The 9625-nt window shown below is 43.9% G+C and carries 9 protein-coding genes; 1 reads left to right on the forward strand and 8 read right to left on the reverse strand.

Annotated features, from left to right (window positions below; genetic code table 11):
- The 3 genes from HZC12_06605 to HZC12_06615 form a co-directional block, all read right to left on the reverse strand.
- A partial coding sequence (locus HZC12_06605; GenBank protein MBI5026381.1) for a cysteine protease occupies positions 1-379 on the reverse strand: 379 nt, incomplete at its 3' end.
- Between the two features lie 203 nt (positions 380-582).
- Positions 583-2826 carry a hypothetical protein gene (locus HZC12_06610; GenBank protein MBI5026382.1) on the reverse strand — a complete coding sequence of 748 codons (2244 nt, stop codon included), beginning with the start codon at positions 2824-2826 and terminating at the stop codon, positions 583-585.
- 189 nt (positions 2827-3015) lie between these two features.
- Entirely contained in the window at positions 3016-3336 is a 321-nt protein-coding gene (locus HZC12_06615) for a hypothetical protein (protein ID MBI5026383.1), read from the reverse strand.
- Positions 3337-3813: 477 nt separating this feature from the next.
- Here HZC12_06615 and HZC12_06620 point away from each other — a divergent pair, with 477 nt between their 5' ends.
- Complete coding sequence (locus tag HZC12_06620; GenBank protein ID MBI5026384.1) at positions 3814-4074, forward strand: hypothetical protein; 261 nt, start codon at positions 3814-3816, stop codon at positions 4072-4074.
- A gap of 144 nt (positions 4075-4218) precedes the next feature.
- Here HZC12_06620 and HZC12_06625 read toward each other — a convergent pair whose 3' ends face one another.
- The 5 genes from HZC12_06625 to rnr form a co-directional block, all read right to left on the reverse strand.
- A complete protein-coding gene (locus HZC12_06625) occupies positions 4219-4575 on the reverse strand; it encodes a hypothetical protein (GenBank protein ID MBI5026385.1) in 357 nt (118 codons plus the stop codon).
- A gap of 84 nt (positions 4576-4659) precedes the next feature.
- Positions 4660-4929, reverse strand: a complete 270-nt coding sequence (locus HZC12_06630) for a hypothetical protein (GenBank protein ID MBI5026386.1) — start codon at positions 4927-4929, stop codon at positions 4660-4662.
- Positions 4930-5061: 132 nt separating this feature from the next.
- Entirely contained in the window at positions 5062-5823 is a 762-nt protein-coding gene (locus tag HZC12_06635) for a substrate-binding domain-containing protein (GenBank protein MBI5026387.1), read from the reverse strand.
- 607 nt (positions 5824-6430) lie between these two features.
- A complete protein-coding gene (locus tag HZC12_06640; GenBank protein MBI5026388.1) occupies positions 6431-7195 on the reverse strand; it encodes a response regulator in 765 nt (254 codons plus the stop codon).
- A gap of 145 nt (positions 7196-7340) precedes the next feature.
- Positions 7341-9425: a ribonuclease R gene (gene rnr / locus HZC12_06645; protein MBI5026389.1), complete on the reverse strand. Its 2085-nt coding sequence runs from the start codon at positions 9423-9425 to the stop codon at positions 7341-7343.
- Positions 9426-9625 lie beyond the last annotated feature (200 nt).

A 9625-nucleotide genomic window follows, 5' to 3' on the forward strand; every position in this document is an offset into this window, starting at 1 on the left:
CTGGCGGGACGCCGAAGAGGACTAAGGCGCCCATCGTGCTTCTCAGAAATGCACCAGTGTCGCCTGTCCAGTGAAGAAGGTTCCTTGTTGCTTTATAAAGGAAAAGTCGTGAAGCATCTATATGTCTTCCAAATGCCCTTTTTTCATAGTATTCCACCATACCGACCCCTGCATTGGCAGTGCATGAGCCGAGTGAACCCTGATCCTCTACAAGTGAGCACCATGCCCTTAAATCGACAGATGCAGGGATCTTTACCGCCTTCAGAATGCGTGTCGGCGTTAGTATCTTATTGATCTCTTCCTGCTCCTCTGTGTAATCCCTGAAATCAGGATAGTCAGGTAGCCAGCCCATGCCAAATTTTTCAACTGTTTCACTCATGCAAGTCCTCCTCTAAGAAAAATTTTTCTATAATTAAAATCATATAAACATAATTTAATCGCGAGCATTTGGGCTATCGTCTAAAAATGACGAAACCACCTTTCTTAACAATCTTAAGAAATGGATATTTAGTCATTTCGGGGTGCCGAAGGCCCGTTGGACAGAACATTGCGAAGTCGGCACCCCCTGTTAGCGACAATCTTTTAAGACGTTATCTCTAATGCAAACGCAGCCTGATCTTCACGGTCGTATTCCAGTAACCTCCTGCTTCCGTTGGTATGTTTAGCGTATACCCTAAGGTTGACAGCAAAGGTGCATTTTGCACCAACTGTATTAGTGCCCAGCATCTGTGCAAAGGTCTGCGTAGCCGATACTGCCGGCGGGTCGGCAAGTGAGTTAGATGGCCTGTTCGCACCTCCTGTCTCAATCGTACCGTTCGGACCGTTCAAGCCTCGATGCCACCACATCGTGTAATAATACATGAAGGTCTCAGGCGGTGCCCCTGAATTCAGTGTAGAATGGAATGCACGGAAACCAGCAGAGAGCGTGCTGTCCTCTGGTCCGGTCATGAACTGACACTCATCGCCAGATGCAACGCCATCCTTGCGCAGATCAACAATATCTGCATAAACAGGAAGGTTATTTATCCAGAACAGATGTTGGAGCTTGGCAAAAGTTACCCTGCTTACACTGTCCGGCCCTGTCTCTTCGAGCCATCTGAGATAGTCAAAGTCTTTGTGTATATCCGTGCCATTCGCAACACCAGGTGTCAGACGGTTGCCTGCTGCATCGAAGATCTCTATGGCAAGGAGATACTTGCCATTCGCTTGAAGCCTTGTATCCCAGACTTGGTGATGCTGTCCTTCAAGCCATAGGGCATCTTCACGGTATGGGATTCGGTATAAACCAACATTTCCTCCAACAGGGTTAGGGCCCAAGCCTTCTCCCAGAACCTGCACTTGACCACCCACGTAGACAAACTTAAGCCAGGATATGGGGTTTGTTAAATATGTTGGCGTTGAACCTGGCGTAGGATTACCATTCGGTCCAGCCGGAACAATACTTATTCTGTAATACCGGGCTCCAAGGGCCTTCATACCAGGATGGAAGTAGAGCCTGAACCACAACATTTCGCCCCATGGCTGATTGACAAGTTGCATGAGGGTGGCGCCGCCGGGGCCAGGGGGATTAGCAAGGCCACCATTGGCCGGTGGCATCGCAACGCTATTGTCATCAATTTGGGTTAAATCATTGCCAGCAACATCCTTTCCAAGCCAGTGACTAACCAACCTCCAACTATGCGTTGAGCCAATATCCTGCAACATTACAAATGGCCGCTCATACGGGACATCCGGATCGTCACCAGCGCAGGCACGACCTTTCCATGTTTTCAGGTCAGCAAACTGGTCTGCTGTAAAATACTGATGCGAAGCAGAACCATCGTAGATATATACCCATTGGTTTTCCTGCCATTGTTTTACCTTGTAGAAGTAACTTCTACGGCAGTGCCTTCGGAAGAGCCGGGGGAAGCGGGTGTAACAGAAGGTAAAGTGTCCATCAGGGCCAAGTGTTGTTTCTCCCAACTTGCGCTCACTACAGGTGCAACAAAAGTGCCACAGATGAGGTCTTTCCCAGACATACTTGATAGCCTCAGCCTGGGGCATGGTTTCCAATGCCTTAATGTCTTGTGATAAATGCTCAGGCATCTCAGCTATCAATGGTTTTATGCCGAATGACTCATTTCGCTTCAAACTTCTTAGTACAGTCCTGTCAATAGGCGATGGGTCAGGGCCAGGTCTGGGCCCAATCGGACCGATTTTATCCGGTGGCGGAGGAGGTGGGGGTGGAAAAACATGCGGTGGCCATACTTCAACCAATTCTTTCAGTTTTCTCAGGATGTCAGAAATATCAGGGATAATCCAAGGCGGGCAGCAACATTCCCTCTCGTATACTTCAACTACGCCGTTACAAATGGGGCTGCAACGCTGGGACCAAGGAAACGGTATTGTTGGATGTATTGGTATCTGTATTCCGCCTAACTCTGGTCGGGGCAGAAGGGGCTTGAAAATCGGCCAGCATCTTCTAACCCTTCCAGAAACGCATGTCTTGAATAACGGCCAATCAAACCACCAGTCTCTCGGGATCTCAATAACCTTTATGCTTTCCCATATCGGCCATTGCTCTCCTATTCTAAACTGCAAGAGCATATCGCGCCGCAGCTCCTTTAAGTCTTTCACCTCAGGGCCAAGGGCCAATATCTTTTGCCTTTCCTCTGCTAATGCCGGGTCAAGTGTCAGTTTTCCTTCTACAACACATGCTACCTTCTCTTGAATTGTTCCAGTGGCGTCAAGAAGATACATTACGATTTTTGGCTTTTCTTCACCAGGTTTCAGGCCGTGAAGTTCGACGTCCAATATTAGTTTGTTTGTTTCTCCTTTTTCTTCCATAATAAATTACCTCCTTCCCGTTGAGATCTCTGGATTTTTAATCACCGAGTGGCAAGGGCGTCAGCTTGTCAAATATCTTACCTTCCATATGTGACATACACACTTTCCATGATTTCCTCCCTTTTATGTTATAAAACCAAATTTTCCATTAAGAAAGTTGCACTTTTTTGCGTTGCAGTAACCTAAATACTATTTCATGTTGTAGAGGATCACTCCATCGATGCCGTAAACTTCTACACTCCATGTTCCTCCACGTGGCGTTGGCGGTGAGACAAGTTTTTGTCCCCAGAAAGCGATAAGGTTGCCTGTCGAAAGAGCCGTTTCCAGTAATGTTTGCAGTCTATGCGCCTTCGTTAGAACTGCTACTGTCTTGCCCGGCGTATCTCGCAGCGCTACTAATGCATGGCATCCTTTAAATTTTGGTAAATCATAACCTTCAACAAGTGTTACATGACCGAACAATTCCACAACCGCCCCGGAACCTTTGGCTTGCTTGATACCAGTTTCCATGATTACCTCCTACGAAGAATATGTGTTATAAGATTTATACATCAGACTTCAAGGTTTCCCAAAAAATTGGTTTATTTGGTTGCTCACTATTTTTCTCCTAAGTTATCACCTCCCTTTCTCCCCATCCTGTCCCCCGGGAGTTTCTTAAGGAGAGGAGTTAAACATAAATCTAAAATAAATCTAAGAGCGAAAACCTGGGCTATCGTTTAAAAATTCTGGCTTTTTATCTAAAAATTGACGGCTTGATAAATAAATCTTAGGCTTTCGCAGGTTTGTGCGTTATAACTGTCGTCCAAATTTTCTGGATTTTTGTCTAAAAATTGGGGTAAGATTACTCAAGTGTTTTGTAATTTCGAGGGCGTTGTCTTAAAAAACAATCCAGATAGCCTTATATTTAAGAGATGTCTTAGTTTAATTTTGTTAATCGTATTACCTGGAAATTCCTTTGAGCATAAGTCGGAGACTCGACTCTACGAGATGGGAAAAGATATGTTTAAAATAAAAGAAAAGTGGGAATCCAAGCTTATGGCATATCCAAATGTGGTGGGTGTTGCAGTGGGTTTCTGCCAGAGAGAAGGTAAATATACGGAGGAGAAGTGCATTGTAGTTTACGTGAAAAAAAAGGAAGACCCTGCACACCTGAGACCAGAAGAAGTCATTCCGAGAGAGGTGGATGGCATCCCTGTAGATGTGCAGGAGTCGGGGGAGTTTTCCGCCTTTGGCGGAAAAGCATATTAATTAAATTTAATTTTTTAACATACAGTTCCTTTTCCAGGTACAACCTTTACCTTAAGGTATTTCTCTACCAGTTCAATCCTGTTAAAAATAGTCTGTTTGTCACTCCCAGCAAATAGAAGTCCAAAAACTTTACGATCCTTACCACTACTTTCTCTGCTTTTCCTCAAATACCTTTACTGCTTTTGCAGCGGCCTTCTCGGCCCTGTCAGCAGCCTTCTCAGCCCTCTCAATAGCAGATTGATTGAGCTTTTTGGCTTCCTCAGCCGCTTTCTTTGCATCCTCAAGGTCCTTGCTAAAGCCGTCCATCTTTCCGTCTATGGCTGCAATCCTTTTTTCTATTGATGCAAGCCTGTCATCCAGCTTCTTAACCCTGTCAGCAACAGGGTCTATCTGCTCTTTGACATACTCTTTTGTAGCACACCCAGAAGCAATTACAGCAATTAGCATTAGAAGTGCAACAAAAAAGAATGTGCCCTTTAGAAAATGTGGTTTCCTTATCAACTAAATCACCTCCCCTCTTTTTGATTTTTTTTGTCACAAAAATTAAGATGGGGCAGGGCAACACCTGCCCCAAATACCGAAAAGCTAATTGCGTGAAGAGCCAGGCGATTCGGCAGGCTCTTTTGTTACCGCGCCATTTTTAACTACCACACGATTGCCAACCTTGATGTCCTTTGCATCCTTAACCTCCACTGCTGTTTCCTTGCCCATATCATCTACAATGATTAGCATGTTACCTTCAACCTTTGTGACCATGCCTTTTATCTCTGCAGATTCTTTTGAGAAGCTTAAACCAGCAATGCTAAAGGTAAATACAAAGGCCATCAATAAAATAAGAATCCTTTTCATCCTCATCAAATTTCACCTCCTTTCTATTTAAGTCTGTTTAATATCTTGCAGCCCCTTGAAAATCAAGGAGTTGTAAGAAATGTGAGGCAGGGCAACACCTGCCCCAAAATGCTTGATAGTTCTATCCCGCAGCAATCACTAACCTTTAATATATTTTTGCCCCTCACCCTTTATAAACTCCAGGAGCTTCTGTACAGTCTCAGAAGGTTTTCCCTTTGTGAGGAGAACTATTGGCCTCGATATCTCAGGGGTCTGAGGGGATTTAATGCTGGCGTCAATAGCGGCTGCCGGGCCGATTCCAATAGCGCCGGGTGTTGCTGATACCTTCTGCTTTATATCAGCGGCTGTGGCTACTTCAAAAATACTCTTTGTTACAGATCCGCCCTCCATAATGTGTTTTGTGAATAAATCGTTGGTTCCCGGGATGAGTTTTCCCCACACAACAATAATGGGTAAATCTTTGCCACCTACAGCTTTCCAGTTCGTTATCTTGCCTGTAAAAATTCCCTTAAGCTGTTCCTTGCTTAACATTGCAACTGGATTGTCTTTGTTAATTATTACCCTGATGTTGTCCTTGCCTATTACCACTGGATTAAGCGAACTCTTATCCTGGACCTTGTGTCCGTCTTTTTCTATAAGGCTAATCCAGTCCTCTAAGGCAAGTCCAGCCGTTGCCGCATCAACTTTACCCTTTTCGAGATCCATAAGGGCTGCTTTGGGCCCGCTCTCAACTATATTCAGCTTGATTCCAGTGGCCTTTTCAAAAGGTTCTTTTATGGGCTTTAAAACATTTTCTACAGGCGCTGCACCACCTCCGATTTTGATTTCCTTGGAAACGGCAAAGGCTGAAGTGACTAAAAACACCACGCTTAAGATGCCAAAAAAGATTTTGGTCTTCATGCTATACCTCCTGCTTTTTTGTGAATTTTTTTAACTGCTCCGGAGCATTTGAGAAAACCTGTTTGGATCAGTTTCTACAAAACATTGCTCCAGGATATTCCGTCCTCAAACAATCCTCACTTATCCAGAATTGCTGTATTCCAATTTTTCTTCTGGATAGAACTATCAGGAAAAATAACTATCAAGACTCTCTAAACAGCCTGTTGAAAAACTACTCAGTTATGTCATTCCGAGAGCCTGTCCTGAGCGGAGTGAATGGAAACTGTAGTGACGAGGAATCTTAAAACTTATTGAATCGTAACGACTGTAAGATTTCTCGCGGAGTTTACCCTGAACAGAACGAGATTCCTCACTTCGTTCGGAATGACAGAAAGTGAAGGGCTCGAAATGACAGAAAATAGACTTTTACCTCCCTCCTATTAAATTTTGAAATGTTAGGTGCCTACAAGTGCACCTTTTATAATTTCTTTTCTATCCGCTTTATTATGGTGGTTACGGCTATGCAAGCTTAGCCTTTCGCATCTTTGAATGCTATAACGTTCTTCTAAAGATTTTGGATTTTTGTCTAAAGATGTAGGGTCTACGACTCGTAGAGAGTGTTATGCCTTTAGTTAGAGCCCTTAGTGCCCCGGTAGCGTGTTGGTGGGCAGCCGATGATTTTTCTGAACATTCTGGAAAAATAACTTACATCGCTGTATCCTGATGCAATTGCTATATCAGTTATTGAGAGATTTTTATTTGAAAGTATCTCCGTAGCCCTTTTAATCTTAAGGTTGTTAAGGTAGCTTGCGAAGGAATAACCTGTGAGGAGTTTAAAATATTTACAGAAATAAGCCCTGCTCATACCAGCCTCTTTTATCACTGGTGAAAGAGATATCTCACTCATGTAATGTTCATCAATATATCGTTTTGCCCTCACAAGGCCATTAAATACATGGAGGGGTATTCCCTCTGGTTTCCGTCCAGAATTATTACATTCCAGAAATACAGTTTGACGAACTTCTGCCCCCGTACTTCTAATTTTCAATAGAAGTTCCACCTTTGCCTTTATCTCCTCTATATCAAAAGGTTTCTTTATATAATCTATGGCCCCGTGTCTAAAGGCTTTTAGGCACAAGTTTTCACTTCCATAAGCTGTAATCATGATTACAGGAATTGATGGATGGTGTGTTTTTATTTCCCTCAATACATCCAGGCCACTTAAATCAGGCAGTTTGTAGTCAAGAAATATAAGACTGATGTCCTTGTTGGCAAGGTTGAGACCTTCCTTTCCGCTGCCTGCAAAAAGGACAGGATACAAGTCCTTGAAAATCATTCTGAATGATTCCCTGATCCCCGGCTCATCGTCTATTACAAGAATTGTTTTTCCCATTTCTCCTCTTTACCCCGTTAGAGGCTAAGACTCTAACGGGGCGGCTAATAAAATCTTTACCAGAATAAATCTAACCTGTCAATAAAACAAAGTGTTCGGGTCAGTGTTTAGTGTCAGTAAACCCCTTAGAAAAATTGTTTTACTGTTATGCCATTGCGAGCACTATCTCCCTCTCCTCTATATCCACACGCTCAATCCTTACTTTTACCTCCTGTCCAATAGTATGTGACTTCTTTTTATGCCTTCCAGTAAGACAGTAACGCTCTTCGTTAAACTTATAATAGTCATCAGGCATGTAGGAGACATGCATAAAGCCTTCAACAAAAAAATCTTTAAGCTGGACCCTGAGGCCATATGGAGTTATGCCAGTGATAAAGCCTTCATACTCGTCTCCAACCTTATCCCTCATAAACCAAACCCTCATTGCATTTACCACCTCCCTTTCAGCCTCATCAGCAACCCTCTCCATCCTTGAAGAATGAAAGGCTATTTCTGACAGGAGCCCTTCGAGGTATTTTCTCTTTTTATCTGAAAGCCCTTTCTTTTTAAGTGAATCCTTCAGTATCCTGTGGACTGCAAGGTCGGGGTATCTTCTTATCGGAGAGGTAAAGTGCGTGTAACATTCTGACGCAAGGCCAAAGTGACCAACATTTTTATCCGAATATCTTGCCTGCTTCATGAGCCTTAAAATGATATTGTTTATCAGGGCCTCCTCAGGCCTTCCCCGCACAGCCTCAATTACTCCTTGAAATATCCTGTGTCCAGCCTTTCTAAGCTGAATACCGAGTGCTTTAAATAAAGGCTTTGTGTCTTCAAGCTTCACAGGGTCTGGTTCTTCATGGATTCTATAAATAGATGGTATTGCAAGCCTTGTAAGATATTCGGCCACAGCCTCATTGGCTGCAATCATAAATTCTTCTATAATCCTGTGGGCAAGGTTTCTCTCTGCCTTAATTATTGCCTCTGGCTTTCCCTGAATATCGAGGAGGACTTCAGGCTCAGGCAAATCAAAATCAAGACTGCCCCTTTTTAATCTCCTCTGCCTGAGGGCCTCGCAGAGTTCTTCCATGACTTCAAAATCCCGAAGGAGATAAGAATACCTATGCCGTTCCTCCGGGTCATTATCCACAAGGATTTTTCTTACAGAGGTATACGTCATCCTCTCGTTGCTGTTTATGATGCTCGGATAAAAGTCCTGTTTTTTTATATTCCCATTTTCATCAAATTGCATCTCAACAGTTAATGTTGCCCTGTCGGCTTTAGGATTGAGGCTGCATATATGGTTGGAAAGCTCTTTGGGAAGCATTGGTATTACCCTGTCAGGGAAATAAACGCTTGTGCCCCTGCGCCTTGCCTCAAGGTCTAAGGCGGAGTCCCAGGGGACATAATGGCTGACATCTGCAATATGCACCCACAGGGTAAATCCATCGGCATCTTTCCTTATGGATATTGCATCATCAAAATCTCTTGCCATTTCTCCGTCAATAGTCACAGTCAAAAGCTGCCTGCAGTCAACCCTCCCATGGTGGCTCACTTTTTCGGTGATTTCTTGAACAGAATCAAGAACAGACTTTGGAAATTTGCGCGGAAGGGAGAACTCCTCAATAATCATATCAATCTCGAGCTTTGGCTCTTCTGCTTGTGTAAGAACTTTTAAGACCCTGCCTTCGGGATGCCTTTCAGGGGTTGGATAAGATGTGAGTTCAGCAACAACAATATCGCCACTCTTTGCCCCGCCTTTTTCCTTCGGGCTTATGTATATGTTAAAGGGAATCTTTTTATTCTTTGGTTTTACATAATAAAAATTTTTCCCATACTCAAGCCTTCCAACAACCCTTTTATGACTCCTCTCAAGAATCCTTATTACCCTCGCATCCCTCTTTGACCAGCTCTCAACCCTGACAATTACACGGTCTCCGTCCATGGCCCCAAAGATGTTTCTTGCAGGGACAAAGAGGTCCCGTTCACCCGGCCTGTCAGGAAGGACAAAACCATAGCCGTCCCTGTGTGCCTCAAATAAGCCGGATACGAGGTTCATTTTCTCTGCTGGGCCGTAAAGGCCTGTACGGGTTTTTACGATTTCTCCTGAAGCGGTCAAAAAACCAAGCAGTCTCGTGAGCGGCCGGAATTCTTTTTTTGCAACACCGAGCCCCTTTGCAATTTCCTTGAGACTCACAGGCCGCAGTGTTTTATCTTTGAGGAATGTAGTTATAGAGTCTTTATTCAGCATGGGTTTTATTATCGCTGTTTTTGATTATATTTAACAACTCTTTTATAAAAGACAAGAGCTTGTTGCCGAACCCTTGCGGGGGCAGGGCTTGCCCTACCTGTCTTGGCGGGTTCAAGTTTGTAACTTGAACCCGAATATTTTACCCCGGTAGAAAGCCCCGTCCTTTCTAACGGGGGTTCATATCCAAACTTATGGGTTCA

The organism is Nitrospirota bacterium (genome assembly GCA_016214385.1).
Lineage (GTDB): Bacteria > Nitrospirota > Thermodesulfovibrionia > UBA6902 > JACROP01 > JACROP01.